The sequence below is a fragment of the Agrobacterium sp. O3.4 genome (genome assembly GCF_041414895.1).
Lineage (GTDB): Bacteria > Pseudomonadota > Alphaproteobacteria > Rhizobiales > Rhizobiaceae > Agrobacterium > Agrobacterium cucumeris.
The window spans coordinates 230868-257629 of sequence record NZ_JALPZP010000002.1; the positions used below are offsets into that span (position 1 = coordinate 230868).

Annotated in this window: 20 protein-coding genes; 7 read left to right on the forward strand and 13 right to left on the reverse strand. The window is 58.5% G+C overall.

All coding sequences use genetic code 11. The features are described 5' to 3' along the window. Positions 1-130: 130 nt before the first annotated feature. Genes gltB through M0412_RS13765 form a run of 3 tightly spaced genes read left to right on the forward strand, consistent with a single transcriptional unit; the run spans position 131 to position 6513 of the window. Positions 131-4876, forward strand: coding sequence for a glutamate synthase large subunit (gene gltB, locus M0412_RS13755; protein ID WP_269698975.1), 4746 nt, complete (start codon positions 131-133; stop codon positions 4874-4876). An 8-nt stretch (positions 4877-4884) separates the two neighbouring features. Then, entirely contained in the window at positions 4885-5043 is a 159-nt protein-coding gene (locus M0412_RS13760; RefSeq protein WP_269698976.1) for a hypothetical protein, read from the forward strand. A gap of 15 nt (positions 5044-5058) precedes the next feature. Continuing rightward, on the forward strand, positions 5059-6513 hold the full coding sequence (locus M0412_RS13765) for a glutamate synthase subunit beta (protein ID WP_046799952.1): 1455 nt from the start codon (positions 5059-5061) through the stop codon (positions 6511-6513). A 201-nt stretch (positions 6514-6714) separates the two neighbouring features. On the opposite strand, the gene M0412_RS13770 is transcribed toward M0412_RS13765, so the two are convergent. The 4 genes from M0412_RS13770 to M0412_RS13785 all read right to left on the reverse strand — a co-directional run bounded on the left by M0412_RS13770 (position 6715) and on the right by M0412_RS13785 (position 11466). Beyond that, the gene (locus M0412_RS13770) at positions 6715-8070 is read right to left on the reverse strand and encodes a HAMP domain-containing sensor histidine kinase (RefSeq protein ID WP_142841581.1); all 1356 of its coding nucleotides are present in this window, start codon (positions 8068-8070) and stop codon (positions 6715-6717) included. Beyond that, positions 8067-8741: a response regulator transcription factor gene (locus M0412_RS13775; RefSeq protein ID WP_142841580.1), complete on the reverse strand. Its 675-nt coding sequence runs from the start codon at positions 8739-8741 to the stop codon at positions 8067-8069. Before M0412_RS13775 ends, M0412_RS13770 begins: the two co-directional genes overlap by 4 nt. Positions 8742-8944: 203 nt before the next feature. Then, positions 8945-10180, reverse strand: coding sequence for an SGNH family hydrolase (locus M0412_RS13780; protein WP_142841579.1), 1236 nt, complete (start codon positions 10178-10180; stop codon positions 8945-8947). Positions 10181-10242: 62 nt separating this feature from the next. Next, positions 10243-11466: a lytic murein transglycosylase gene (locus M0412_RS13785; protein ID WP_142841578.1), complete on the reverse strand. Its 1224-nt coding sequence runs from the start codon at positions 11464-11466 to the stop codon at positions 10243-10245. 195 nt (positions 11467-11661) lie between these two features. Here M0412_RS13785 and galU point away from each other — a divergent pair, with 195 nt between their 5' ends. Beyond that, positions 11662-12549, forward strand: a complete 888-nt coding sequence (galU, locus tag M0412_RS13790) for a UTP--glucose-1-phosphate uridylyltransferase GalU (RefSeq protein WP_082185327.1) — start codon at positions 11662-11664, stop codon at positions 12547-12549. A 54-nt stretch (positions 12550-12603) separates the two neighbouring features. Here galU and uppP read toward each other — a convergent pair whose 3' ends face one another. Beyond that, positions 12604-14112, reverse strand: a complete 1509-nt coding sequence (uppP, locus tag M0412_RS13795; protein WP_269698977.1) for a polysaccharide biosynthesis protein UppP — start codon at positions 14110-14112, stop codon at positions 12604-12606. A 419-nt stretch (positions 14113-14531) separates the two neighbouring features. On the opposite strand from uppP, the gene M0412_RS13800 reads away from it, so the two are divergent. Together M0412_RS13800 and M0412_RS13805 are read left to right on the forward strand one after the other, a co-directional pair. Then, on the forward strand, positions 14532-14897 hold the full coding sequence (locus tag M0412_RS13800) for a PAS domain-containing protein (RefSeq protein WP_269698978.1): 366 nt from the start codon (positions 14532-14534) through the stop codon (positions 14895-14897). 60 nt (positions 14898-14957) lie between these two features. Further along, positions 14958-15953 carry an SIS domain-containing protein gene (locus tag M0412_RS13805; protein ID WP_269698979.1) on the forward strand — a complete coding sequence of 332 codons (996 nt, stop codon included), beginning with the start codon at positions 14958-14960 and terminating at the stop codon, positions 15951-15953. A 14-nt stretch (positions 15954-15967) separates the two neighbouring features. Here M0412_RS13805 and M0412_RS13810 read toward each other — a convergent pair whose 3' ends face one another. From M0412_RS13810 to M0412_RS13835, 6 genes are all read right to left on the reverse strand, one after another. Then, positions 15968-16432: an NfeD family protein gene (locus M0412_RS13810; protein WP_269698980.1), complete on the reverse strand. Its 465-nt coding sequence runs from the start codon at positions 16430-16432 to the stop codon at positions 15968-15970. Positions 16433-16434: 2 nt separating this feature from the next. Further along, on the reverse strand, positions 16435-17448 hold the full coding sequence (locus M0412_RS13815) for an SPFH domain-containing protein (protein ID WP_142841768.1): 1014 nt from the start codon (positions 17446-17448) through the stop codon (positions 16435-16437). Positions 17449-17507: 59 nt separating this feature from the next. Further along, positions 17508-18542 carry a ferrochelatase gene (gene hemH, locus M0412_RS13820; RefSeq protein WP_142841573.1) on the reverse strand — a complete coding sequence of 345 codons (1035 nt, stop codon included), beginning with the start codon at positions 18540-18542 and terminating at the stop codon, positions 17508-17510. A 351-nt stretch (positions 18543-18893) separates the two neighbouring features. After that, positions 18894-20828 carry a 5'-nucleotidase C-terminal domain-containing protein gene (locus M0412_RS13825; protein WP_269698981.1) on the reverse strand — a complete coding sequence of 645 codons (1935 nt, stop codon included), beginning with the start codon at positions 20826-20828 and terminating at the stop codon, positions 18894-18896. Positions 20829-21048: 220 nt separating this feature from the next. Beyond that, on the reverse strand, positions 21049-21423 hold the full coding sequence (gene omp10, locus M0412_RS13830) for an outer membrane lipoprotein Omp10 (protein WP_046799940.1): 375 nt from the start codon (positions 21421-21423) through the stop codon (positions 21049-21051). 149 nt (positions 21424-21572) lie between these two features. Continuing rightward, positions 21573-23018 (reverse strand): homospermidine synthase, encoded by a 1446-nt coding sequence (locus M0412_RS13835; RefSeq protein ID WP_269698982.1) that lies wholly within the window; start codon positions 23016-23018, stop codon positions 21573-21575. Positions 23019-23261: 243 nt separating this feature from the next. Here M0412_RS13835 and M0412_RS13840 point away from each other — a divergent pair, with 243 nt between their 5' ends. Next, on the forward strand, positions 23262-24170 hold the full coding sequence (locus M0412_RS13840) for a GGDEF domain-containing protein (RefSeq protein ID WP_269698983.1): 909 nt from the start codon (positions 23262-23264) through the stop codon (positions 24168-24170). Here M0412_RS13840 and M0412_RS13845 read toward each other — a convergent pair. Next, a complete protein-coding gene (locus tag M0412_RS13845; RefSeq protein WP_142841569.1) occupies positions 24167-24802 on the reverse strand; it encodes an aminotransferase class IV family protein in 636 nt (211 codons plus the stop codon). The two genes, M0412_RS13840 and M0412_RS13845, sit on opposite strands and share 4 nt — an antisense overlap. Positions 24803-24901: 99 nt before the next feature. After that, entirely contained in the window at positions 24902-26752 is a 1851-nt protein-coding gene (locus tag M0412_RS13850) for a M3 family oligoendopeptidase (RefSeq protein ID WP_269698984.1), read from the reverse strand. Positions 26753-26762 lie beyond the last annotated feature (10 nt).

Genomic DNA, 26762 nt, shown 5'->3' on the forward strand with positions numbered 1-26762 from the left:
ATTGAGACAGCTTTGCTGTCCTAAATTTGATCGAGCCGGGTTGAGTGCGATTTTTGCTGGAAGCGAGAATTCGTGGTCGAGCCGGATCTTCGCATGAAACCATGCAAGTAATTTTGCAGGAGGGACAAACATGACGCACAAGCCGCAGGCAGAGATCGCCGCCGCAACCCTGACCACAGACTGTCCCACCGCGGCTGTGGCCGCACCCGTTTCTGCGAAAGCGCGTTTCGCGGGCGGCCTGCCGGAAAAGCAGGGTCTTTACGATCCCGCCAATGAACATGACGCCTGCGGCGTCGGCTTTGTTGCCCATATGAAGGGCCAGAAGTCGCACCAGATCGTCAAGGACGGCCTGTTCATTCTGGAAAACCTGACGCATCGCGGCGCTGTCGGTGCCGATCCGCTGATGGGTGATGGTGCCGGCATTCTCGTGCAGATCCCCGACCGTTTCTTCCGCGAGGAAATGGCGAGCCAGGGTGTGACGCTGCCAAAGGCTGGCGAATATGCCGTTGGCCACATTTTCATGCCGCGCGATCCGTCCCGCATCGAGCACTACAAGAAAGTCATCGTCGACGTCATCGGCGAGGAGGGACAGCAGTTTCTCGGCTTCCGTGATGTGCCGGTTGACAATTCTTCGCTGTCCAAGGCCCCGGATATTGCCGGGACAGAACCGCACCATGTTCAGGTCTTCATCGGTGCGGGGCGCGAAGCAGCGACCAATGCCGATTTTGAGCGCAAGCTGTTCCTGATCCGCAAGGTGCTGTCCAATCGCATCTATGACGAGGGCGGCGGCAAGGAAACACAGGATTTCTATCCCGTGTCGCTCTCCTCCTCCACCATCGTTTATAAGGGCATGTTCCTCGCCTATCAGGTTGGGGCCTACTACAAGGATCTGGCCGATCCGCGTTTTGAATCCGCCGTCGCCCTCGTGCACCAGCGTTTCTCGACCAATACCTTCCCGTCGTGGAAGCTCGCGCACCCCTACCGCATGGTCGCCCATAACGGCGAAATCAACACGCTGCGCGGCAACGTCAACTGGATGGCGGCGCGTCAGGCGTCGGTTTCCTCTGCACTGTTCGGCGACGATATTTCCAAGCTCTGGCCGATTTCCTATGAAGGCCAGTCGGACACCGCCTGTTTCGACAACGCACTCGAATTCCTCGTGCGCGGCGGTTATTCCATGGCCCATGCCGTGATGATGCTGATCCCGGAAGCATGGGCCGGCAACCAGTCCATGTCGGCCGAGCGTAAGGCATTCTACGAATATCACGCGGCACTTATGGAGCCGTGGGACGGCCCGGCCGCCGTCGCCTTCACCGATGGCAAGCAGATCGGCGCGACGCTTGATCGCAACGGCCTGCGCCCGGCGCGTTATCTCGTCACTGACGACGACCGCATCATCATGGCGTCGGAAGCCGGCACACTGCCGGTGCCGGAAGAGCGCATCGTCAAGAAGTGGCGTCTGCAGCCCGGCAAGATGCTGCTGATCGACATGGAAAAGGGCTCCATCGTTTCCGACGAGGAAGTGAAGCACGAGCTTGCCGCCAAGCACCCTTACCGCACCTGGCTCGACCGCACGCAGCTCATCCTTGAAGAGCTGAAGCCGGTGGAACCGCGCGCGCTGCGCCGCGACGTGTCGTTGCTCGACCGCCAGCAGGCCTTCGGCTACACCAGCGAAGATACCAAGCTGCTGATGTCGCCGATGGCGACGACCGGCCAAGAAGCCATCGGTTCCATGGGTACCGATACGCCGATCTCGGCCATGTCGGACAAGTCGAAGCTGCTCTACACCTACTTCAAGCAGAACTTCGCGCAGGTGACGAACCCGCCTATCGACCCGATCCGCGAAGAGCTTGTGATGAGCCTCGTGTCCTTCATCGGTCCGCGCCCGAACATTCTCGACCACGAAGGTGCTGCCCGCGCCAAGCGTCTGGAAGTGCGCCAGCCGATCCTGACCAATGGCGATCTGGAAAAAATCCGCTCCATCGGCCACACGGAAGACCGTTTCGATACCAAGACGCTCGACTTCACCTATGATGTGGAACGTGGCGCGGAAGGCATGCCCGATATGCTCGACCGCCTGTGCGAACGGGCTGAATCGGCCGTGCGCGGCGGTTATAACATCATCGTTCTTTCCGACCGCCAGCTCGGCCCTGATCGTATCGCGATCCCGGCACTTCTGGCGACGGCTGCCGTGCATCACCACCTGATCCGCAAGGGTCTTCGCACCTCGGTCGGTCTCGTGGTGGAAACCGGCGAGCCGCGTGAAATCCACCATTTCTGTCTGCTCGCCGGTTATGGTGCCGAGGCGATCAACCCCTATCTCGCCTTCGATACGCTGCTCGACATGCACAAGCACGGCGCCTTCCCGAAGGAAGTGTCCGACGACGAAGTCGTTTATCGCTACATCAAGGCGGTTGGTAAGGGCATTCTCAAGGTCATGTCCAAGATGGGCATTTCCACCTACCAGTCCTATTGCGGCGCGCAAATCTTCGACGCCATCGGCCTGTCTTCGGAATTCGTCGAGAAATATTTCTTCGGTACCGCCACCTCCATCGAGGGCGTCGGCCTGACGGAAATTTCGGAAGAGACCGTGACGCGCCACACGGCGGCCTTCGGCAAGGACCCGATCCTTGCCAACACGCTCGATATCGGCGGCGAATATGCCTATCGCATGCGTGGCGAAAGCCACGCCTGGACGCCGGATGCCGTCGCTTCGCTGCAACATGCCGTGCGCGGCAACAGCCAGGATCGCTACCGCGAATTCGCCGGCATGGTGAATGACACGGCGCTGCGCATGAACACCATTCGTGGCCTGTTCAATGTCAAGTCAGCGGAAGCACTCGGCCGCAAGCCGGTCTCCATCGATGATGTCGAACCGGCAGCTGATATCGTCAAGCGTTTCTCGACGGGCGCCATGTCCTTCGGTTCCATCAGCCGTGAGGCGCATGCGACGCTTGCCGTTGCCATGAACCGTATCGGCGGCAAGTCGAACACCGGCGAAGGTGGCGAAGAATCCGACCGCTACCTGCCGTTGCTCAACGGCAAGCCGAACCCGGAACGCTCGGCCATCAAGCAGATTGCCTCGGGCCGCTTTGGTGTGACGACGGAATATCTCGTCAATGCCGACATGCTGCAGATCAAGGTGGCGCAGGGCGCAAAGCCCGGTGAAGGCGGTCAGCTGCCCGGCCACAAGGTGGATGCAACGGTTGCCAAGACCCGGCATTCGACGCCGGGCGTCGGCCTCATCTCGCCGCCGCCGCACCACGATATCTATTCGATCGAAGATCTGGCGCAGCTGATCTACGATCTGAAGAACGTCAACCCGGAAGCCGATGTTTCGGTGAAACTGGTGTCGGAAGTCGGCGTCGGCACGGTTGCGGCCGGCGTTGCCAAGGCGCGCGCCGACCATATCACCGTTTCCGGCTTCGATGGCGGCACCGGCGCTTCGCCGCTCACCTCGCTCAAGCATGCGGGCAGCCCCTGGGAAATCGGCCTTGCAGAAACCCAGCAGACGCTGGTGCTGAACGGCCTTCGCTCACGCGTGGCACTGCAGGTGGATGGTGGTCTGAAGACCGGCCGCGACGTCATCATCGGCGCTCTGCTCGGTGCGGATGAATTTGGCTTTGCCACTGCGCCGCTGATTGCGGCGGGCTGCATCATGATGCGCAAGTGCCACCTCAACACCTGTCCCGTTGGCGTTGCGACGCAGGACCCGGTTCTGCGCAAGCGCTTCAAGGGCACGCCGGAACACGTCATCAACTATTTCTTCTTCGTTGCCGAAGAAGTGCGCGAAATCCTGGCCTCGCTTGGCGTTACCCGGCTGGACGAGATCATCGGCGCTTCCGAACTGCTCGAAAAAGATGAGATGCTGGCGCACTGGAAGGCCAAGGGGCTGGATTTCAGCCGCATCTTCCACAAGGTCGAGGCTCCCAAGGAAGCAACCTTCTGGACCGAGCGCCAGAAGCACCCGATCGACGATATTCTCGACCGCAAGCTGATCGAGAAGTCGCTGCCCTCGCTCGAAAACCGCGAGCCTGTCGTGTTCGAAGTGCCGATCAAGAACGTCGACCGTTCCGCTGGCGCGATGCTGTCAGGTGCGCTTGCCAAGCGCTGGGGCCATAAGGGCCTGAAGGACGATACGATCCACGTCACCCTCAAGGGAACGGCCGGTCAGTCCTTCGGCGCGTTCCTCGCGCGTGGCATCACCTTCGATCTGGTGGGTGATGGTAATGACTATGTCGGCAAGGGCCTTTCGGGTGGCCGCATCATCGTGCGCCCGCCGGAAAACGCCCGGATTGTCGCGGAAAACTCAATCATTGTCGGCAATACCGTGCTTTACGGCGCGATCACCGGCGAGTGCTATTTCCGCGGTGTGGCGGGCGAGCGTTTCGCGGTGCGCAACTCCGGTGCTGTCGCGGTTGTCGAGGGTGTCGGCGACCATGGCTGCGAATATATGACCGGCGGTATCGTGGTGGTTCTCGGTGAGACGGGGCGTAACTTTGCAGCCGGCATGTCCGGCGGCGTGGCCTATGTTCTTGATGAGACCGGTGATTTCGCCACCCGCTGCAACATGGCTATGGTCGAGCTGGAGCCGGTTCCGGAAGAAGACGACATGCTGGAAAAGCTGCACCATCACGGCGGCGACCTCATGCACAAGGGACGTGTAGACGTTTCCGAGGACATGACGCGCCACGACGAAGAGCGCCTCTACCAGCTGATCTCCAACCACTTCCACTACACGAACTCGGCGCGCGCCAAGGATATACTCGACCGCTGGAGCGAGTTCCGTCCGAAGTTCCGCAAGGTCATGCCGGTTGAGTACCGTCGTGCGCTTGAGGACATGGAGCGGATGAAGATGGGCGTGGCAGCGGAGTAATCCGCCGCGTGAAGATACTACACCAACTGGTCTCGCTGTTGATCGCGGTCGCCGTTCCCACGGCGATCTACCGGACGAGCGGCGAGACCGGATTTGAGTTCATCGTATTGGGGGCGGCTTTCGGTTTCGCTTACTGGTACTGGGGCCCGACAGGCGCTCCGCTTTGATGTGAGGACATAAACGTGGGCAAGGTAACAGGTTTTCTGGAAATCGACCGGCAGGTGGGCAAGTATCAGCCCGCATCGGATCGTATCCGCCATTTCCGCGAATTCACCATTCCGATGTCGGATGCCGAAGTGCAGAAGCAGTCGGCGCGCTGCATGGATTGCGGCATTCCCTATTGTCACGGCCCGACGGGCTGTCCCGTGCACAACCAGATCCCCGACTGGAACGATCTGGTCTATAACAACAATTGGGAAGAGGCGATCCGCAACCTGCACTCGACCAATAACTTCCCGGAATTTACCGGCCGAGTCTGTCCCGCGCCTTGCGAGGAAGCCTGCACGCTGAACCTCGAGGATGCGCCGGTCGCCATCAAGACCGTCGAACAGGCGATTGCCGACAAGGCCTATGAGCTGGGTTTCATCGTGCCGAAGCCGGCGACGATCCACACCGGCAAAAAGGTTGCCATCATCGGTTCCGGCCCCTCGGGCATGGCGGCCGCTCAGCAGCTTGGCCGTGCCGGTCACGAGGTGCACGTTTATGAGCGTGAATCGAAGGCCGGTGGCCTGCTGCGTTACGGCATTCCGGATTTCAAGATGGAGAAAAACTTCATCGACCGCCGCGTCGAGCAGATCAAGGGCGAAGGCGTCACCTTCCATTACGGCGTTAATGTCGGCGTTGATGTGACCGTCGAGGCGCTCCTGGCTGATCACGATGCGGTGCTTTATTGCGGTGGTTCGGAAACTCCTCGTCCTGCCGGTATCGGCGGCGCAGATCTGCATGGTGTCTACGACGCCATGCCGTATCTCGTGCAGCAGAACCGTCGCGTCGGCCGTGAGAACATCGACAGCGTCGGCTGGCCGGCCGATCCGATCCTCGCTGGTGGTAAGCATGTTGTCGTTGTCGGCGGCGGTGATACGGCGTCCGACTGCGTCGGCACCGCCTTCCGTCAGGGCGCGGTGAAGGTCACCCAGCTCGACATTCGTCCCATGCCGCCGGAAAAGGAAGACAAGCTGGCGGTCTGGCCTTTCTGGGCAACCAAGATGCGCACCTCGTCCTCGCAGGCCGAAGGCGCCATTCGCGAATTTCAGGTGGCGACGCTTGAGTTCGTCGGTGAAGACGGCGTGTTGACCGGCGTGAAGTGCTGTCAGGTGGATGACCGCCGCAAGCCGATTGCCGGCACGGAATTCATCATCAAGGCTGATCTCGCTTTCATCGCCATTGGCTTCTCCGGTCCCTTCACCGATAGCGTGCTGAAGGAAATGAACGGCAAGCTGGCGCTCAACACCGACCGTCGCGGCTCCACCAATGTGATCGCCAACGAGACTGATTACAAAACCTCCGTCGATAAGCTGTGGGCGGCGGGCGACGTTCGCCGCGGCCAGTCGCTGGTGGTCTGGGCGATCCGCGAAGGCCGGCAGGCGGCGCGTGCGATCGATGAAGCCCTGATGGGTGCAAGCCTATTGCCACGCTGAGCGGATTAATGTCGGCGTAAGCCGCACGAAGAAAAACAAAAGGCCTGTTGTGCGAAACACAACAGGCCTTTCGCTTGACCGGACGACCAAAAATGCGATTGGGGTGTCGCATCCTTGGGGACAGGCAAAATATCGCGCCTATGAATTACACCGGCATTACGGGTTTTTTCGAAAAGCAGCTTTTTTGCGAAGAACGGTGTGTCAGCAATAGGGGAGGCTGATACGGAAACAAGCGCCCCCAGTGGAGGAATCGCTGATGGTGATTTCTCCGCCATGGTAACGGATGATTTCCTGAACGAGATTGAGACCGAGCCCGGTGCCGCGATCTTTCGGTCTCAAACGGTGGAATGCATCAAACACCAGCTCCCGGTCCTCTTCCGGAATCCCACTGCCCTCGTCGCATATGTCGATAACGCGATTGGCGGCGACCTTTATGGTGATCGTTCCGCGATTGCCGCCATGTTCGATGGCATTCTGCACGATATTCATAAGGGCGCGTTGCAATGAGGCGTCATCGGCCAGAGCAAGGATTGGTTCTTCTTCCGGCTCGAAAGAAAGCTCATAGCCTTGGGAGATGGCAAGCGGCGCCATGTCAGCAACGACCGACCTGCACAGGCTGACAAGATCAAGCGGAATAAGCGGCGCTTTCTGTCCGCCGAGACGCTGCAGATCAAGCAATTGTTCGGCCAGCACGGCAATGCGGCTGGCATCAGCCAATATCCTGCTCCGGGACGGGCCGTCCAGCAACGTTTCAACGCGGGTCTGGAGAATGGCGACGGGGGTTCGCAATTCATGGGCAGCGTCGAGAATGAAGCGCTTGTGCCGTTCGTAGCCATCGTCCAGCCGTTTCAGCGCGCCGTTGACGGCATGCACAAGCGGCTGCACCTCTCTTGGAATATCGCCATCCGGCAATCGATATCCGCGCTTGTCGATGTCGATGGTCTCTGCCGTGCGTGCAATGGCGGAGAGGGCGAGAAATTCCCTGCGAATGATCCAGGGAATGGTCATGATTGTGACAATCGACATGAGAATGAGGATCGGCATGATCAATATGTTGGAAAACAGCAGGACGGGGAATGTCATGCTGAACGGTCCGCCTTTGCCGATCATGGCGAATTCGCCGGCCGGCCCGGAAACGCGGCGAACGATGGCAATACGCACGACGGCGAGATAGGAATAGGACAACGCCGCCTCGCGTATATCCGAGAGCCTGATATCGCTCAGCTGTTGACCCATGTTGCTGAACGCTTCGGGAACTTGCCCACCCTGTATGACCTCTCCCGTTTCGCTGACGGCGGCGAACCAGAAGTCGGGTGTGCTACTGCGCAATTGCGCGAATTCACTCGTTTCCTTCAGAACTAGCCGGCCATCCTTGTCCCGCACCAGCGCATTGGCGGTAATCTGGGCTGCCTGTGGGCTGAGCAGTGCGCTGCTTCCGCCGCCGGTGGACAGATAGGCGACGAAGCCGGCGCTGACGATGAAAAGGCTGCCGATCTGGAACAGCAGTAATTGAATGGTCAGGCGGCGCTTGAGCGATTTTCTCTTGGCCGGTTTCATGATGTCGCTCTCAAAAGATAGCCGACGCCGCGAATGCCATGGACCTCCACCCCCGCATCGGCGGACAGCAATTTGCGGCGCAAACGGGAAATGTGGGAATCGAGGGCATTGGACTGGATTTCATCATCGAAATTATAGACGGCTTCCTCCAGCAGCGAACGCAGCACCGTTCTGCCCTGCCGCCGCAACAGCGCTTCAAGAATGAGCAGTTCCCGCCTGGTCAGGGCAAGAAACTCGCCCGCAATGCGGACTTCACGGGTTTCGAAGCAAAATTCCAGCTTGCCCAGCTTCGCCGTCATCGTCACCGCGCTGGCGGGTCGTCGCATCAGGGCGCGGATGCGGGCGAGAAGTTCTTCGACGGCAAAGGGCTTGGCCAGATAATCATCCGCACCGAGGTTCAGGCCCTTCACGCGGTCGGCAAGTGCGCCCTGCGCCGTCAATACGATGATCGGCGGAGTGACCGGTAAAACGCGCAGATCCTCTATAAGCTGGATACCGTCTCCATCGGGCAATTGCCGGTCGAGAACGACAAGATCGTGGACACCGTCCATGATGGCATGACGGGCAAGGTCGAGCGTGCCGACATTGTCCACGATGATATCGAACCGGTGAAGCGCGGCGGACAGGGCTGCTGCCATTTCGCGTTCGTCTTCAACTAGCAGCAGGCGCATGAATTGGTCTCGGCAAAATCTTGACGCGGCTCACGTGGGCCGTGCATGAAGTAAAAATGACAGCTTTGTGGTGGTAACGAAGAAATATCGCCATACAGAATGCGGCTACAGGCCGCATCCCTGCAGAACTTCCGTTACCTTGCCATTTTCGCATTGCCTAAACATTACGCCCGGCCGCGTTTGTGATGCCGGTGGAGAAGCGCCTATTGTCGGGCTTGCACATTCTCCGGGACGACCCGATAGTCATCAATGCGGCCGGCTGGCGCATCGGCCATTTCGCCACGCTTGGTCAGCCGTTCACGTGGCGATTCCACCACCGAGACCCGTGTCGGCCCGGCTGTCAAAGGTGCATCGCCCAGCAGCTTGTCGCCACCATCGAGATTGGGATCGGTAAGGCTGATCGGCTGCGTGCGCACCTGCCCCGCATCGATGCCAAGCGCCGGCAGCGAGGTGAGCGCCGGAAGATTGCTGCCGTCCAGCTTCACGAGATCCGGGCCGGCGCTATCGAGGTGTCTGCGCACGAATTTCTCGACGTAGAAGGCGAGCTTGCGCTTGCCGGCCTGTGTCATGCCGATGCCATCAGCCTCGCGCAGACGGGCCTGCTGGCCGTTCATGTCGTAACCTGTGATGACGAATTTTCCGCCTTCATCGACAAATCCGTCCCATACATCCACGAACTCACCGCCATATTTTTCGACATGGCTGCGGTAGAGCCGGTTGAAGCCGACGAGATCGGCTGTAAGCGAGGGGGACTGGAAGGCGGGAAGGCCAACCCAGAGCAGTGGCACTTTCGGCCGGCCGGCAAGGGTCAGGAGTTCATCGATCCGCCGTTCATATTCCTTGAACCAGACATCGGTGCCGAATTTTTCCCGGATATCGCCGATCTGCATTTGCTGGCGATCGTTCGAGCCCATCATGATGACGATGGTGGCCGGATTGGTCTCGCTTATGAATTGCGGCAGATTGGAAAACCAGTCGTAATAATCCGTGCGGACGAGACCGGAAGAACCATTCGCCCGCACATCGACGGCAATTGCCGGCGAACTGGCAAAGGCATTGACGAGCTCTTCCCCCATGCCGCCGGCCAGGAAGTCACCGATAACGAGAACGCGTCGTGCATTTTCAAGCTTGGCGGCCGGCTCCGGCTTTGCGGTTCGCATCTGAACCACCGAAGGTGCCTTTCGCGCAGGTTGCGGACGTGTGACCGATCTTTCGCGCGGGGCAGAGGGGAAATCCCGCCGGCTGCGGGGCTGGTATTCACGTCCGGATGAGCCATCGCGGCCTACCGGCCTGCCGAACAGCATTTCGAACAGGGTACGCCGCTGTTCCTGGGCAAAGGACTGGGATGGAACGAGCGGCACGCAAAGGGCAGCAGAAAGAATGATGGCGCAGATGCGCCATCCGGTCTTTTTGCTATTCACCGTTGGTTTCCAATTCATAACATCGACCTTTCCGGATGCTTCGGCGGTGGTGAACCCCCGCCGAATTCGCCGGCATATTATCAATTGCGCAGGGCTCTCAGCAATCTCTGCGACGGCTGGCCGTCATTTTCCATGCCCATGCGCGACTGGATGGCGCTAATGGCTGCTTTCGAACCGGAGCCGAAATTACCGTCAATCTCGCCGTCGTAATAACCGAGTTCCTTCATGCGGGTCTGGAGCTCGAATTTTTCGCGAATGTCGAGCGTGCCATCGGGGCGCGGCCATTTCTGCTGCATGCCGCCATAACCGGCGATTTCATCCGCGAGCAGGCCGACGGCCAGCGCATAGCTGTCCGATGCGTTGTATTTCTTGATGGTGAAGAAGTTTTTCATCATCAGGAAGCCCGGACCGCTTGCTCCACCCTGCAATTTCAGCATGGCGCGATCGGAGCCGCGGGTAAAATTCTTGCCGTTCGGGCGGGCAAAGCCGAGCTTTGCCCATTCCGAAATCGTCTTCGTCTGGCCTTCATAACGTGCGCCGCCGCGCGGCACGGCGGTTTCATAACCCCAGGTCCGGCCGGGTTCCCAGCCGTTCTTGGAAAGAAGATTTGCGGCTGTCGCCAGCGCATCGGGAACCGAGTGCCAGATGTCACGCTTGCCATTGCCGTCGGCATCTACCGCGTAAAGCAGATAGCTGGTCGGAATAAACTGGGTGTGCCCCATCGCGCCCGCCCAGGAGCCGGTCAGCTGTTTCGGTGTGACATCGCCCGCCTGAAGGATTTTGAGGGCGGCGATCAATTGCGTGCGCGCGAATTTGGCGCGCTTGGGATCGGAATAGGCAAGCGTCGCAAGAGCCTGCGGGATGTTGTGCAGCCGCTCCGGCTTTTCGAGAACCGCGCCGTAATTGGATTCCATCGACCAGATGGCGAGAATGATGTGCTTGTCGACATTGAAGTTGCGCTCGATCCAGTTCAGGGTCGTCGCATGCTTCATCTTCATCTCGCGGCCGATCCGCACCGTATAGGGGTTGACGCGGGAATCGAGATAATCCCAGATCTGGGTGGTGAATTCCGGCTGAAAGGTTGCCTTGCGCAGCGCATCCGGGTCCGGTTCGCTAACGCCGGCGAAGGCCTTCTGATAGGTCGCCTTGCTGATGCCTTCTTTTGCCGCTGTTGCGTAGAACTGGTTGATCCACTGTCTGAATCCGGCGTCGGCATGGGCCGAAACAGGGGTCAGGGAGATCACCAGGCCTGCAACCATCATGCAGCCGAATTTGCGGACATCTGAAAGGATCATCTTTGTCATCGTCAGTCTTTCGTTCTCTCGAATGTCATTTCGATTGCGAAAACGCATCGGGCATCAGCAGGGATAACAAAAGAACGTCAACAAATTCTTTACCATTAATAGATGGTAGCGTCACCCTTTACAAAACGTTGTTATTTTTGAAATAACAACAGCGTGCGGGGATTGTGATCAAGTTTTATCTCTCAGGAGGGATATGTGGTAGAACAGAAAAAAATTCGGAAGGCCGTATTTCCGGTCGCAGGTCTCGGTACCCGTTTCCTGCCCGCAACCAAGGCGGTTCCGAAAGAAATGCTCACTGTCGTTGACAAGCCGGTCATTCAATACGTCGTCGATGAGGCGGCGGAAGCAGGCATTGAGCATTTTGTATTTGTCACCGGCCGCGGCAAGGCGGTGATCGAAGATTATTTTGATATTCAATTTGAACTCGAACAGATGCTGCGTGAGCGCAACAAGAATGCCGAGCTGACATTGCTGGCCGGCCTTCTGCCCAAAGCCGGCACGGCAAGCTTTACGCGCCAGCAGGTGCCGCTCGGTCTTGGCCATGCGGTCTGGTGTGCCCGCGATATCGTCGGCGACGAGCCTTTCGCCGTGCTGTTGCCGGACATGATCATGCATTCGCAGAAAAGCTGCCTGAAAGGCATGGTCGAACTTTACGACCAGACTGCAGGCAACGTGATCGCGGTGCAGGAATGCGCTCCCGACCAGACCCACAAATACGGTATCGTTGGTGTGGGCGATGCCGTGGGCGAAGGTTTCAAGATCACAGAGATGGTCGAAAAGCCTGCCAAGGGTACGGCACCGTCGAATTTCTACATCAACGGTCGTTACATCCTGCAGCCGGAGATTTTCGACATTCTCGAAAATCAGGAGCGTGGTGCAGGCAATGAAATCCAGCTGACGGACGGCATGCTGACGCTTGCCCAGTCGCAGGAGTTTGCCGGCTATCACTTCCGCGGCCAGACTTTCGATTGCGGCGCCAAGGACGGCTTCATCCTCGCCAACGTCGCCTTCGCTCTTGAACGTGGTGATATTCGTCCGGCGATCGAAGAGCCGATCAAGGCCCTGATCGAGGGACTGAAGTAACCGACCAGAACACGACAAAATCCCGGCCTTCGCGCCGGGATTTTTGTTTGGTGATTACCGCTTCAGGACAAGTCCTGCACCGACGCGGAATTCGTTGCTGTCATAAACCGGCGTCCACTGGTAGCTGACGTCGGCGGTCAGGTCTAGATAGCGGTTCAGCCCCCACGTTAGACCGGCACCTGCCGTATATTCCACGGCATTCTCGATGTCGGAGGAGGGGAATGTGCGGTGCACGATCTGTCCCGTCAAACGTGCGACCAGATTGTTGCGTAATTCGTGGGTAAGCCCGGCATCCAGCCGATAGGAAATCCAGCCGCCCTGCGGACCGCCGGCAAAATCCTCAATCGTCGTGCGCAGGCCGAGATTGACATTCGTTCCGCGCTGCGGCGACCAGTTGAGTTCGCCGTCCAGCGTCAAGGCGCCGATGGAGGCAAGACGGTCGTCATCATATTGCTTGCGCAGATAACCGATGGCGGCCTCGCCACGGGTCTTTTCGCCGAGATCGACCTCGGTTCCGATCTTCGCACCATAGGAATTGGAGGAGCGGGCGTAACCGGAATTATCCAGCCGACTGTCATATTTGGTCTTTCCCGCATTCAGTTCCAGGAACGGGATCAGCGCCGGCGATAATTCGTAACCAATGCGCCCGCGCAGGTTCGCACCGTTCTGGTCGCGATCGCTGAGGCTGATCGGCCGGCCATCAAGGCCTTTCGCATCCGTATAGACCGTGCGGGAGAGATCGAGCGCCGCAAGCCCACGCAGCTTGCCGAAATCCCGCTCTATCGACGCGCCAGTCGTGAAACGGTGCTCACCGCCCTGCACGGCAGCGCCGGTCAGAGCATTGGGGTCCGTCGTGTCTTCGCGGCTGAACTCGTAACCGGCTTTGAGATTGGCCTTCGTCTCTTCGCCGAGATCGAGGCGCAGATCGGCCTCTATCCGCGCCCGGGGCTCTTCGCCATCCTTGTCGCCACCGAAGTTTCTCTCCCAGGCGCCGTCGCCCGTCACGGTCAGCGCGTGGCGGGACCAGTCGCTGGTAAGCGTGCCGCGGATGCCTGTTGTCAGATAGTTGCGTCTGGAGGGACCGCCGGTATTTGTCTGTTTTTCCGTGTTGATGGTCTGGCTGATTGCGGGACGCAGCAGGAATGTGCCGAGCCGGATGCCGGGGGTCTGGCCAGGCTCAGTCGCTATCTGCGGATTTTCACCGCCATCCACCGTCGGTTCATAGGGGTTTTCAGCCTCGGCATAGGGTTGGCCCGCATCGTCCTGCTGTTCGTAAATCGGGTCGCCGGGATTGTTCGAGGGGCGCCAGAGCTGCTGTGGCGCAGGCGCGGCGGCCGCAGGTGCAGCCTGTTCTGCATCCGCCGCTGCTCCAACGCCCGTTGCCGGGGTGGCCGAAGTTGTTCCGTCGCCGGCGGGAGCGGTGCCGGGCAATAAGGGGGTGGCTGTAACGGTGGTTTGGGCGAAAAGGTTTGTCGTGGTGGAGCAAAGAAGCGTGCAGGCAAGCAACAGGGTTGCTGCTTTCCGCGACGTCTGCAGACGTGTGGCGGCGCCCTTCACATTCATTCCTCTTCACCCGGCGAATTTGGCCGATGCCGGATCGACAATTCGCCAAAACACTTCCCCGGGCCAAATGAATGAGAGGCCGATGAAATGACGTGGACAAACCAGGGACCCGACAGGCGACGCAAGTTTTAACATCGCTTTAACAATAGGTTTTTTATGGTTAACAGTTGATAAAGATCGCTGGGATTTCAGCGTTTTGGCTACCGCGTGAAAATCGGTGAGGCTCGCGCTCACGGTTTGCAATCAGAATTCTGCCAGCCGGAGGAACGGAAAACCGTACCGCAGTGCAAAATATTTCTAATATGATAAGATTTAAACGTTTCAATTTGGCACGGAATCGCCCTATGATTTAAGGGTAATGGGCTTTCCATTGCTTGGTAAATTCTATTGATTTTTATTTTATGTGACAGCGTCGTTTCATGAATTCCGTTTCGAACATCAAGCAGGTCGGTTTTTATTGCTGGGATATTACCAACGACCAATTCTATCTGGATGAGGTCTGTGCGGAACTCTTCGGAATTCCGCTAAGACAGGCGATGCAGGGCATCAGCATTTTTCAAATGCTTGAAAAAGTACATCTGGATCATCGAAATCGTGTGATCGAGACCGCTTTGATCACCCTGAAGGCGGCAAGCTTTTACAATCAGGAATATGCCGTGCGCCGGGACGATGGTTCGGTATCATGGGTAAGGACAGTCGGGCGATATCTGGTCGATGAAGAAAACATCCCTTTCAAGCGGCTGGGAACGATCGAGGAAATCTCTCCGCCGGACCTGCGGCACTAAAAAGCAGCACTGGCCGGCTGAAGAGTGGACTTATCCCGGGTGAAAGAGTAACAGTCGGCCATGATTACGCGCGCCGTCAAACTGGTCGAAGACAATGCCATCTCATCCGCTGTGCGGACGATTTCGATGGAGCGCGCTGGTCTTGCCGCCCTTGAGGCCGCTCTCACCAACGGTCTTTCCGAGCCTTTCTGCAAGGCGATTGAGACAATCGGCCAGTCGAATGGCCGTCTCATCATCACCGGGGTCGGTAAAAGCGGCCATATCGGCGCAAAGCTCGCCGCCACTTTCGCCTCCACCGGCACACCGGCGTTTTTTGTACATGCGGCCGAGGCCAATCATGGCGATCTGGGCATGATCGGTGGCGACGATGTGGTTCTGGCGATCTCCAAAGGTGGTGAAAGTGCTGAACTGCGCAGCATCATCAACTATTCGCGCCGCTTCTCCATTCCGCTGATCGCACTCACCTGTTCCGAGACTTCATCGCTGGCGAAGGCCTCCGATATCGTGCTGCTGGTCCCCAATGAACAGGAAGCCTGTCCGCTTGGTCTGGCACCCACCACTTCCACCTTGATGCAGCTGGCGCTGGGTGATGCCCTTGCCGTGGCACTTCTGGAGGCCCGCAATTTCACTGCCGGTGATTTCCGGGTGTTTCATCCCGGCGGCAAACTGGGCGCCAGCCTGACACTGGTCAGCGATATCATGCATACCGGCGATCGTGTGCCGCTGGTGATCAGGGGAACAGCCATGCCGGAAGCGGTCGGCGTTCTCTCCCGTAAGCATTTCGGCTGTGTCGGCATTCTGGATGAGGATGGCCGTCTGTGCGGCATCGTCACCGAGGGTGATCTGGCCCGCAACCTGTCGCGCAACCTCGCCGAATTGACGGTGGACGATATCATGACCCGTACTCCGAAGACGGTCAAAAAATCGGTGCTGGCGACCAGCGCGCTGGCGACACTGGAAAAATTCCATATCGGCGCGCTGATCGTGGTGGATGATGACAACAGGCCGATCGGCCTTGTGCATTTCCACGATCTGTTGAGAATCGGCGTGGCCTGAGGCCACAGGGCTTTCTATCGGTCTATGGGCTCGATCGTCAGCGTGCGGCCGCGTGCTGACGCAATCCTCACGCGGGTTCCGGCCGGAAGGTCTTCGCCATTTACCGGCCACCACGTGTCGTCCAGCCTTATCCGGCCACGTCCTTCGACAATTGGCTCCTGCAGCGTTGCGGTGCGGCCGACAAGGCTTGCCTCGCGCTGATTGAGGAACGGTTCATCGGTGGCGGCCCGGTTCCTGCCGAAATATTTCCGGCCGAGCAGGGCAAAGGCGACGGAGAGCGCGGCAAACAACACCAGCTGCAATTGCCAGGCCCAATATGCCGCATCCCATAAAAGCAGCGACACCGCGCCGATGACCAGCGCGGCAAGGCCGATCCAGATCAGGAAAACGCCCGGAGCAATGAGCTCGGCGGCCAGCAGCACAAAGCCGACGATCCACCAGCTCCATGGTCCCAGCTCAGTGGCAAGCCGTTGCAGCATCGTTATCTCTCCGATGAGGAACCGAAGGGGGAAGGCCGGGTTGGCGGCACGGAGCGGGTCGGGGCTGGGGCCGGGGCGGATGGCGCATCGCCCTTATCACCAAAAACCTCTCTCGCAATGGTGCCGATGCCGCCGAGTGAACCAATCAGCGCCGAGGCTTCCATCGGCATCAGCACGATCTTGGAATTCTTGGCCGTGCCGATTTCGGCCAGCGCCTCGGTGTATTTCTGGGCAACGAAATAGTTGATGGCGTGAACGTTGCCGGCGGCGATGGCTTCCGACACCATTCGGGTGGCATTGGCTTCGGCTTCTGCCAGACGTTCACGGGCTTCGGCGTCCCGGAATGCTGCCTCGCGCTGGCCTTCGGCTTCCAGAATGGCGGATTGTTTTGCGCCTTCGGCGCGCAGAATCTGGGCGTTGCGGGCGCCTTCGGCTTCCAGCACCTGCGCGCGTTTTTCGCGCTCGGCCTTCATCTGCCGCGCCATGGAATCCACGAGATCCTTCGGCGGCGCGATGTCCTTGATTTCGATGCGGGTGACCTTGATGCCCCATGGTCCCACTGCCTCGTCCACCACGCGCAGCAGTCGGTCATTGATGGCATCGCGGTTCGACAGCAACTCGTCGAGGTCCATCGAACCCATCACCGAGCGGATGTTGGTCATGGTAAGGTTTTCGATCGCCATCTGCAGATTTGAAATCTGGTAGGCAGCCTGTGCGGCATTGAGCACCTGATAGAAGGTGACGGCGTCGGCCGAGACGCTGGCATTGTCGCGGGTGATGACTTCCTGCGTTGGAATATGAAGCACCTGCTCCATGACATTCATTTTCGAACCGATGCTTTCGAAGAATGGCACGATGAGGTTCAGGCCGGGTTCGAGTGTGCGGGTGTAACGCCCGAACCGTTCAACCGTGTAACGATGCCCCTGCGGCACGGTCTTGATGCCGGCAAACAGCACCAGAATAACCAGAACAACCGCCGCTATGACGACGATGTCGAAACCGCCCAATGCAATCATTACTTTCCCTCCAAGGATCAGAACCATCTGGGTTTTACCCCAGTAGCGTTATGGCAAGATTACACCCAGCCTTGCAACTCCTGTCTTACAACCTTTTCGAGAACGTTCATGCCCTCGGCGCTGTCGTTAAGACACGGAATATGGGTGAATTTCTCGCCGCCATTGTGCAGGAAGATTTCTCCGGCTTCACCGGCAATTTCCTCCAGCGTCTCAAGACAATCCGATACGAAGCCGGGGTTCATGACGGCGATGCGCTTGATGCCCTCGGATGCCAGCTTTTCCACGGTCTTGTCGGTATAGGGCTGCAACCACTCTTCCGGCCCGAAACGCGACTGGAAGGTGATCATGAAATTTTTGTCGGTCCGGCCAAGAGCCTCCCGCAGCAGGCGTGCGGTTTTCTGGCAATGACAATAATAGGGATCGCCCTTTTTGAAATAGGATTGCGGAATGCCGTGGAAGGAGGTGATCAGCATCTCCGGCTCCCAGTCCAGCGTCGCCAGATGGTTTTTGACGGAAGTTGCGAGCGCCTCGATATAGGCCGGATCGTCGTGATAGGGCGGCACGGTGCGAATAGCGGGCTGCCAGCGCAGCTTCATCAGATGTTCGAATGCCTTGTCGTTCACCGTTGCCGTGGTCGATGCGGCATATTGCGGGTAAAGCGGGAAAAGCAGGATTTTTTCGCAACCCTGCTCCTTCAAAGCGTCGATTTTCGAGGCAATGGAAGGCTGGCCGTAGCGCATCGCCCAGTCGACGACGACGTTGGGCAGATCCTTCAACGCCTGTGCCATCAGTTCGCCCTGGCTGCGGGTGAAGGTGCGCAGGTAGCTTTCGTTACGTTCGTGGTTCCAGATTTCCTCATAGGCCTTGCCAACTTTCTGCGGGCGCTTGTTGAGAACGATGCCGTAAAGGATCGGATACCAATAGAGGCGCGACCACTCGATGACGCGCTTGTCGCTCAGAAATTCCGCCAGATAACGGCGCATCGGCCAGTAGTCCGTACCGTCAGGCGTGCCGAGATTGACGAGCAGGACGCCAACCTTGCCGAACGTTATACGGGGATGGTCTACGGGGAGTGCGGATAGTTCTGTCGCCATGAATGACACCCTGAAACTCGGACTGTTTGCGTGAGAGCTTTTCCGTCTGGAATAGAGGCGGAAAGGTTCAATCTTCTGTCTATGCATACCGGATGCGAACCGTGATGGCTTTTACCGGAAATGCCCGAGCTATACGCCCGTGCCGTCGATTTGTTCACGTGTTCTAGACGAATTTTTTCCGGATTGAACCACCAACGGGTGTGATTTGCGCATTCAATGAGCGGTCACGCTGCTTTTTAATGATTGGCAGCGCACAACATGCTGTTTTTTATGGAAAAAATAAGAAGCCGGCCCCTTGGTTGGGGGCCGGCTTCCAGCTGCGGCAAATTGCCCTGTCTTTCGGCTTCCGGCTTATTGAGCCGGAAGTTCGAGTTCTTCGCCGATCTCGATATGGTTCGGCTGTTTCAGAGTGTTCGCCTTGGCAATTCTGGTCCAAAGCGCGCCGTCGCCATATTTTTCCGCTGCGATCTTCCAGAGAGAATCGCCCTTTTCGACAACATATTTGCTGGCAGCGGCGGCTGCGGCCGCAGGCGTCGGGGCAGCGGGTGCGGTTGCAGCAGGCGCCGGAGTTGCCGTGGTGGCGGGTGCCGGTGCCGGTGCCGTGGCAGCAGGTGCTGTCGCAGTGGGTGCGGGAGCTGCCGGTGCCGGCTGTTTTACAGGCGCAACGTAATCCGCCGGCGTTACATCGGTGATACGTCCGTCGGTTTGTGGCTTATAGGGGCTGTTGGCGCTGATATAGGCCGCAACCGCATCTTCAAGGCTCGGGCCGAAGTCATAGGGATTGACGGCTTTGGTCGCGAAAACCTTATAACCGTCGCCGCCCGAGCGCATGTAGTTGTTGGAGACGACGCCGTAGGTCTTGTCCGGATCGAGCGGCACGAAGCCGTTACCTTCCTTGACCTCGACGGAAACGACGCGGCTGCCGGCAGGCTTGGAACGGTCGAATGAATATTTGAGGCCGGCGACCTGGGCGAAGCGCCCGGCCCCTTCCTCGATCTGGCCGGCGCCATTTTCAAGGGCGGCCACAACGTCGGAGCCTTTCAACTGGAATGTGGCGATGGAGTTCTGGAACGGCAGAACCGTCAGGACTTCGCCCATCGTCACTGTGCCGGCATCGATGGAGGCACGCAGACCGCCGCCATTCTGGATGGCGATGGTGATGCCCTGGTCCTTGACGCGGTCCAGCAACGCGTCGGAAACGAGGTTACCCATCGTGCATTCCTTGGCGCGGCAAACTTCCCGTGAACCGTCGATGGGAGCTTCAGAAGAACCGATTTCCTTCTTCTTCATTTCCTCGAGCGGGCCGGCAAGTTCCGTCACGCGCTTGGTGAAGCCCTCGTCGGGCGTGACGGAAGCGTCGAGAAGCTTCGGTGCGCCTTCGGCGGATTTAACCACGCCGTTGTCATCGAAGGTCACCGTCAGGTCACCGAGATATTTCGAATAGGCATAGGCAGTGACGATCGGGACATCGATCCCGGACGGGTTCTTGACGAGAGTGGGATAAGCACCGGCAGCCTTCGGGTCAGTGCTGGAAAGCAGGGTGTGGCTATGGCCGCCGACGATGACGTCGATTCCGTCCACAGCGCGGGCGATTTCCTGATCCTTGACATAACCGACATGCGAAAGCAGCACGATCTTGTTGACGCCCTGATCCTGAATCTCCTTTACGGCGCCCTTCAGATAGGTGACCTCGTCTTCGAAACTGATCTTGTCGCCAGGAGACGACGTCTCATTGGTGTCGGTCGCAAGCACGGAAACCACGGCAACCTTCTGGCCGCCCAGATCCTTGATGACATAACCCTTGTATTTATCGGCAAGGATGGAATCGGTCGCTGCCTTGGTGTTTCCGGAAATGATCGGGAACTTCAGCGCATTGATGAATTTCAATAGCTCTTCCGGGCCGTCATCGAATTCATGGTTGCCGATTGCCATCGCATCGAAACCGATGCCGTTCATGAATTCCGCGACCGGTCCGCTCTTGTACTGCGTATAGAACAGCGAGCCCTGGAACTGGTCGCCGGCGTCGAGAACCAGAAGATTGGCGTCGCTGCCCAGTTCACCCCGGCGTGCGTCGATCGCGCTCTTCACGCGGGCGATGCCGCCGAAGCATTCGTTCTTTTCCGTTTCGGCAGCAGAGCAGGTCGAGTCGAATTTGTTGATCGCTTCGATGCGTGAGTGCAGGTCGTTGATGTGAAGAATGTTAAGTTTGTAGTCGGCCAGAGCGACCCCGGCTGAAAGCGTTATTGCGGAAACGCTCAGCATGCCCAGTCCCAAAATTCTTTTCATCGTCCCTCTCTCCTGTCTGAAACATAATACGGGCTTGCCGATCATCATCCGCCCGTGCTCCGATCATTCTTTAATCTGAAAGTATGTCAGGCTTTCAAAGCCGGATGTTTCCATTTAGCGGCCATTGCCGCAAGCGAAATTATGACAGGTACGCAACAAAGAAAAACGCACGCCGGAAGCGTGCGTTTAAGAAAGCTATCTCGTTGAAAAGGCAGCTATATCAGCCTTGGCGCGTCAGCGAGAACTGGCTGTTGCTGTCTGTCGTGCAATTCAATTGTGAAGGCGAGACGAGGGCGCAGTTGACGCGCGACTGCGTGTTGCGCACCAGCGATGTCATGTTGATTTCGTAGAGCGTCGGCGAAATCGTCACATAGGTGCCGGAGGCCAGAAGCGTGTTGGTGTCTGTCGAACGGGTGGAGAAGGCGCCATTCTGGAAGGTCGACACGATGCCGTTGCGATCGATCCAGCGGCCATCGACGGCCGGGCCGCGGGAAAGCGAAGGCGCCATCGAGGTCTGCTGCGAGGGACCCGGCGCGACGCATGAAGACACCGCGATGGCGGCACAAAGCAAAGCAGCGCTTGTCTTGAAGTTCATGAGCCTGTTCTCCTGCGATTCGATGAAACTTTCTGTGTTTCGACCATGCCGTGAAGCGTTCCTTATTTCAAGGCAACGTTGCTTGCTCTTGCTGGTTCCTCATATGCCGCATGAAAGCATCCATGTGACAAATATGAGACGCGGCGTCCTCACCGCACCAGAATGTTGCGGAACTGCCAGGGGTCGGACGTGTCGATATTGTCGGGAAACAGGCCGGGGCGGCCGTCGAGCGGCGTCCAGTCCGTGTAGTGTCCTTCGACCGGGCCCAGATAAGGACGCTGCACCTCCAGGCATCGGCGATAATCCATTTCGTCCGCCTCGACGATGCCGACCTGCGGATTTTCGATGGCCCACACCATTCCGGCCAGCACCGCTGAACTGACCTGCAGTCCGGTCGCATTCTGGTTGGGGGCGAGCGAACGCGCCTCCTGCAGGCTCAGCCGCGAGCCGTACCAATAGGCATTTTTGTCGTGGCCATAAAGCAGAACGCCCAGCTCGTCGGCGCCATCCACCAGCTCATCTTCGCCCAGCACATGTTGCACCGGCTGTGGAATGCCGCCATTGCCGAAGAGTTCGTGCAGGGAAAGAATGGCGTCGTTGCAGGGGTGATAGGCATAATGACAGGTCGGCCGGTAGGTCACGTCGCCATCGTCATTGCGGACGGTGAAATAGTCGGAAATCGAGATCGCCTCATTATGGGTGACCAGAAAGCCATATTGCGGCCCCTGTCCCGGACACCATGTCCGCACCCGCGTATTGGCGCCTGGCTGGTCGAGATAGATCGCCGCCTTGCTGCCCTTCTTCTGTTTTTTCGCGTTTTTCGGCATCCAGTTTTCATGGGTGCCCCAGCCGAGTTCGGCGGGCTGAAAACCCTCGGCGATAAAACCCTCCACAGACCAGGTGTTCCAGAAAGCGCCGAAAGGTTTTGGGTCCTTTGCCCGCTGCGTATCGCGCTCGGCCACATGCACGCCCTTGACGCCGAGCTGCTTCATCAGCTTTGCCCAGGCTTCCCGATCATGCGGTTGTGGCTCTTCGATAGCAAGGCCGGTATCCTTGGCGAGATTGACCAGCGCCTGCTTCACGAACCATGACACCATGCCGGGGTTCGCCCCGCAGGTGGAAACGGCCGTCGTGCCGCCCGGCTTGCGCGCCTTTTCCTTCAGCATGGTCTCGCGCAGCGAATAATTGGTTCTGGAGGCATTGTCGGCATCGGCGTCGAAATAAAAGCCGGGCCATGGCTCGACCACGGTGTCGATGTAAAGCATGCCGTGTTTGCGGCAGAGCCGCATCAGATCGACGGAGGCAGCATCGACCGAAAGATTGACGCAGAAGCCCTGGCCCTGAACGCCCTTGAGCAGCGGCTTCAGAACTTCCTTGTAATTCTCCTTGGTCAGATGCGTGCGGATGTGGTGAATATTCCTCTCGGCCAGAAACGCGGCGATATCTTCGCGCGGATCGATGACGACGAGCCGGGTCTTGTCGAAATTGAAATGACGTTCGATCAACGGAAGAGTACCGCGCCCGATGGAGCCGAAGCCGATCATGATGATGGGGCCGTCAATATCGCCGTAAATCGGATGGTTTGCGTCCGTCATTCGTCAATTTTCCTTTTTCAGCCAATAAGTAAGCTAGATCACAAAAGCGTGCCACAATAAAGGGCAGGTGGATGACGGACATATGACGGTCGGGGTGAAAGCAGCCGTGCACGCGCATTCTGCCTCTTCGCATTTTAGAGACTGCGTTTATAATCAAGTTCTTCTTTTCGTCTTGAGACCAGCTGCTGGGGGGCTTTGGCCGATGACGACAGGGAGTTTTTGCCATCACAGGAGAATTGCCTGTTGAACAGTTTCATCGAGCGTGTCGCAGCGCTTCAAAGTGCCACCCCCGTTCTGATTGCCCTCTACGATTCCGAAGACCGGCTGCGGCATGCCAACCCGTCGTTTCGGGAAAGCTTTCAAATTACCCCGGAAGAATTTCCGACCTGGGCGGATATCATGCGGCTGAACCACCGCCTGCAAACCGGTGTTGTCGTTCGACACAGGGATTTCGAAGGCTGGCTCCTGTCGGCGCAGTCCCGGCGCGGCAAGCTGCCTTATCGCGCCTTCGAGATGGACATGTATGACGGCCGCTGGTTCTGGATGACGGAAACGGTGCAGCAGGATGGCTGGATGCTGTGCATTGCCAGTGACGTGACCGAATTGCGCCAGGGTTACCGTGCGCTGCGGCAGGACCGGGATCTGGCGGTGCGCGCCTCGCAGACGGATGAGTTGACGGGAACGGCGAACCGCCGTTTCGTTTTCGCCAAGCTGGCACTGCAGGTGGAACGGGTTGGCAAGGGGCTTGAAACACCCTTTTGCCTCTGCACGCTCGATATCGATTTTTTCAAGCAGATCAATGATCGTTTCGGCCATAAATGTGGTGATGCAGTGTTGCGCGATTTTGTCGGCATCGCCCATTCCGTCATCCGGCGGGTGGATTGTTTCGGCCGGATCGGCGGTGAGGAATTCATGCTTGTGCTGCCGCGCAGTTCGGTCGCCGAAGGCCGCGAGATTGCCGAGCGGCTGCTGCAAAAGGTGCGGCTTTCAAGACCTCTGGCCGACTTTCCCGATTTCTCCTACAGCTGCTCGGCTGGCATGACGACGTATCGGATGGCGGAAAGCGCCGATGATGTTTTTATGCGCGCCGATCAGGCTCTTTATGCGGCCAAGGAAAAAGGCCGCGACCGGCTTCTGGCGGTGACTGTTTAAACCAGTTCCGCCGCAATCAGCCCTTGCAGCGAATTACCGACGAAGAACTTCCGGCCGGTAATATCCTGCGGTTTCAGCGCCTGTCCGCGCGCCTTGCGTTCGCGGATCAGGTCGGCACGCAGCACGCCCGGCAGGATGCCGCTGTCGAGCGGCGGCGTCAGCAACTGCCCGTCCGGCATTTCGACGAAAATGCTGGTCGATGATCCCTCGCACAATTCGCCGCGTTCATTGAGCAGGAGAACTTCATCCGCCTCTTCGGCTGAAAATTCGGCGCGGGCGGCATCATAGGGCTCGCGACGCGATGATTTGTGGCGATAGAAGGTATCCGTGGAATCAAGCGTGGTTTTTGTCGCGATACGAACGCGCCAGACCGCATTTGTTTGTACGGGACTAAAATCGGCCGTCTCGATATCGAGTTCGCCCTTGTAGTTCATAACCAGCCGGACGCAAAGCGGTTTTTCGCCGCCCACCGTCTTTTCCAGCGCCTGAATTGCATTGGCCGGGGCGCGAAAACCGAGCGCATCGGCCGACCGCAGCAGCCGGCGCATATGCTGGTCGATGCGCTGAAAGCCGGTTTGCGGCTCCCAGCGCAGGGTTTCCCTCAAGGTCAGATCGGCAGGTTTGCGTTTCATTGCCTGTGCTCGTCGCCTGTCATGATGGTCGGTTTCTGCGCCGGCACTATCAACCGGCAAAGCTTGTCCGAAATAGGATAGCCTTGCCGGCTGGCGGGGTTAAGCCTGTTTATTGTCCAGCGCTTCCAGTTCGTCGATCAGTCCTTCGATCATCGAAAGTCCCTTGTCCCAGAAGGAGGGATCGGTGGCATCGAGGCCGAAGGGCTTCAGAAGCTCGGAATGGTGTTTGGTCCCGCCCGCTTTCAGGAGTTCGAAATATTTGTCCTGAAAGCCCGTCTCGGCCTTTTGGTAAACCGCGTAAAGCGAGTTCACCAGGCAATCGCCGAAAGCGTAGGCATACACGTAGAAGGGCGAATGGATGAAATGGGGGATGTATGTCCACCATGTCTCGTAGCCTTCGGAAATGCGGATTGCCGGGCCGAGGCTTTCGGCCTGCACGGAGAGCCACAATTCGCCGATCTGTTCGGAAGTCAGCTCCCCCTGCTTGCGGGCAGTGTGCAGCTTGCGCTCGAATTCATAAAAGGCGATCTGGCGCACGACGGTGTTGATCATGTCCTCGACCTTGCGGGCGAGCATGGCCTTGCGCTCCCTGACATCCTTCGTGTCGTCGAGCAATTTGCGGAAGGTCAGCATTTCACCGAAGACGGAGGCGGTTTCGGCAAGCGTCAGCGGCGTTGCGCACATCAAGGCACCCTGCTGGCCGGCCAGCACCTGATGCACGCCGTGACCAAGCTCATGGGCAAGCGTCATGACGTCGCGCGGTTTGCCGAGATAGTTGACGAGCACGTAGGGATGAGCCGAAGGCACGGTCGGGTGTGCGAATGCGCCCGGCGCCTTGCCGGGACGGGCGGGGGCATCGATCCATTCCTCGTCAAAGAAACGGCGGGCGATATCGGCCATCTCAGGCGCGAAGTTGCCGTAGGCCGAAAGCACGGTGTCCTTGGCCTCGTCCCACGGAATAATCGTGTTCGATGTATCGGGAAGCGGCGCGTTGCGGTCCCAGTAATTCATCTGCTCCATGCCGAGCCACCTGGCCTTCATGGCGTAATAACGGTGCGAAAGACGCGGATAGGCTTTCTTCACGGCGGCGGCCAACGCATCGACCACTTCGCGCTCGACGCGGTTGGCCAGATGGCGGCTATCGGCAATATCCTCGAACTTGCGCCAGCGGTCGGAAATATCCTTGTCCTTGGCAAGCGTGTTGGTGATGAGGGTGAAGACCCGCAGATTATCCTTGAAGGTAGCGCTCAGCGCTTCCGCCGCTTTTTTTCGGGTCTCTGGCTCCGGCTCCTGCAACATGTTGAGCGTCACTTCCAGCGGAAGGCTCGCGCCGTCGATGTCGAAACGCAGATCGGCCATCGTTTCGTCGAACAGGCGGTTGAAGGCAGCAGCACTGGTCATCGATTTTTCGAGGAACAGCTGCTCCAGCTGGTCGTCCAGCTGATGTGGCTTGTCCTTGCGCAAATCCACCAGCCACGGCCGGTAGTGTCCTGCAGCGGCGTCGTTCACCATGCAGGCGTCCATCGTCGCGTCGTCGATGCGGTTGAGTTCAAGCGTGAAAAACAGAAGATGTGCGGAAATATCCGTCAGCTTCGCCTGGGCATCTCCATAAAGCTTGCCGTTTGCCGGGTTCGATGTATCGGAAAAATAGGTCAGTCCAGCAAAGGAGCCGATGCGGCCGATAAGATCGTCCAGCGCCTCATATTCCTTCAGCGCAGTACCGATGCCTTTTCCGCCCGTGGCCGTTGCAGCCGCCTCAAGCTTGCCCTTCCACTTATCCTCGAAAGCGGTCGCCATGGCCGCCGCCTTTTCGATATCGCCCTTATATTCCGGTGAATCGCCCGACGGGTAGAGATCCGAGAGCTTCCAGCCGGGCAGGTCTCCGAGCACGGGACCGGAGGTTTCGGCAAGGGAGAATGCGGGTTGCGGGGTGAGGCGATTGAGGGTCATCGAACACGTC

Coding starts and splice junctions, on each gene's coding strand:
- M0412_RS13800 (WP_269698978.1), top strand. CDS start 14,532: ATGAATTCCGTTTCGAACATCAAGCAGGTCGGTTTTTATTGCTGGGAT.
- M0412_RS13775 (WP_142841580.1), bottom strand. CDS start 8,741: ATGCGCCTGCTGCTAGTTGAAGACGAACGCGAAATGGCAGCAGCCCTG.
- hemH (WP_142841573.1), bottom strand. CDS start 18,542: ATGGCGACAGAACTATCCGCACTCCCCGTAGACCATCCCCGTATAACG.
- gltB (WP_269698975.1), top strand. CDS start 131: ATGACGCACAAGCCGCAGGCAGAGATCGCCGCCGCAACCCTGACCACA.
- M0412_RS13785 (WP_142841578.1), bottom strand. CDS start 11,466: ATGACAAAGATGATCCTTTCAGATGTCCGCAAATTCGGCTGCATGATG.
- M0412_RS13780 (WP_142841579.1), bottom strand. CDS start 10,180: ATGAATTGGAAACCAACGGTGAATAGCAAAAAGACCGGATGGCGCATC.
- M0412_RS13770 (WP_142841581.1), bottom strand. CDS start 8,070: ATGAAACCGGCCAAGAGAAAATCGCTCAAGCGCCGCCTGACCATTCAA.
- M0412_RS13835 (WP_269698982.1), bottom strand. CDS start 23,018: ATGACGGACGCAAACCATCCGATTTACGGCGATATTGACGGCCCCATC.
- M0412_RS13825 (WP_269698981.1), bottom strand. CDS start 20,828: ATGAAAAGAATTTTGGGACTGGGCATGCTGAGCGTTTCCGCAATAACG.
- M0412_RS13815 (WP_142841768.1), bottom strand. CDS start 17,448: ATGATTGCATTGGGCGGTTTCGACATCGTCGTCATAGCGGCGGTTGTT.
- omp10 (WP_046799940.1), bottom strand. CDS start 21,423: ATGAACTTCAAGACAAGCGCTGCTTTGCTTTGTGCCGCCATCGCGGTG.
- M0412_RS13845 (WP_142841569.1), bottom strand. CDS start 24,802: ATGAAACGCAAACCTGCCGATCTGACCTTGAGGGAAACCCTGCGCTGG.
- uppP (WP_269698977.1), bottom strand. CDS start 14,112: ATGAATGTGAAGGGCGCCGCCACACGTCTGCAGACGTCGCGGAAAGCA.
- M0412_RS13805 (WP_269698979.1), top strand. CDS start 14,958: ATGATTACGCGCGCCGTCAAACTGGTCGAAGACAATGCCATCTCATCC.
- M0412_RS13850 (WP_269698984.1), bottom strand. CDS start 26,752: ATGACCCTCAATCGCCTCACCCCGCAACCCGCATTCTCCCTTGCCGAA.
- M0412_RS13810 (WP_269698980.1), bottom strand. CDS start 16,432: ATGCTGCAACGGCTTGCCACTGAGCTGGGACCATGGAGCTGGTGGATC.